The sequence below is a fragment of the Sphingomonas sp. 37zxx genome (assembly GCF_000786205.1).
In the GTDB taxonomy this organism is placed as follows: domain Bacteria; phylum Pseudomonadota; class Alphaproteobacteria; order Sphingomonadales; family Sphingomonadaceae; genus Sphingomonas.
Genome location: NZ_JROH01000121.1, coordinates 1 through 432 on the forward strand (window position 1 = coordinate 1; position 432 = coordinate 432).

The window sequence follows — 432 nt, forward strand, 5'->3', positions numbered from 1 at the left end:
GCAGGCCGTAATGGCGGATGCGGTGGAAGCCTTTCGGTAGAACGTGGATCAGGAAGCGCCGGATGAACTCGTCAGCGGCCAGCGTCATGACCTGCTGCCGGTCGGCAGCAGGTCGGCCTCGCGCTCGGCAAGCCATGCTCGCGCGGCCGCACCCTGGCACCGCGGGTAGTGCCGGTTGCGACAGCTGTTATAGGCCACCCGCCAGTGCCCGCAGTCGGTGCATCCCTCGATGTGGCCACCAAGCGCAGCGGTGCGGCAATGTTCGACAGCCGACATGACCTTGAGCTGGTCGAGGCTCAGATGCCCGGCATGGGCGGTCCGGTACGCAGGACCGGCAGCGCGGAAGATGTCGGCGACCTCGAGTGAGGCGCGCATCGCGCGCTCACCCGGTGGGTGTATTGCCCTCCATCAGCGCCATCAGCCGGTCGAGCG

1 protein-coding gene and 1 pseudogene are annotated in these 432 nt (G+C 67.8%); both read right to left on the bottom strand.

Annotated elements, in window-relative coordinates; genetic code table 11:
- Nucleotides 1–136 (bottom strand): transposase (locus tag QU44_RS19065; RefSeq protein WP_197054381.1); only part of this gene is annotated, 136 nt, incomplete at its 3' end.
- Nucleotides 97–375, bottom strand: a pseudogene (locus QU44_RS17030) (transposase zinc-binding domain-containing protein); the annotation flags it as partial. The pseudogene QU44_RS17030 and the gene QU44_RS19065, both read right to left, overlap by 40 nt.
- Nucleotides 376–432 lie beyond the last annotated feature (57 nt).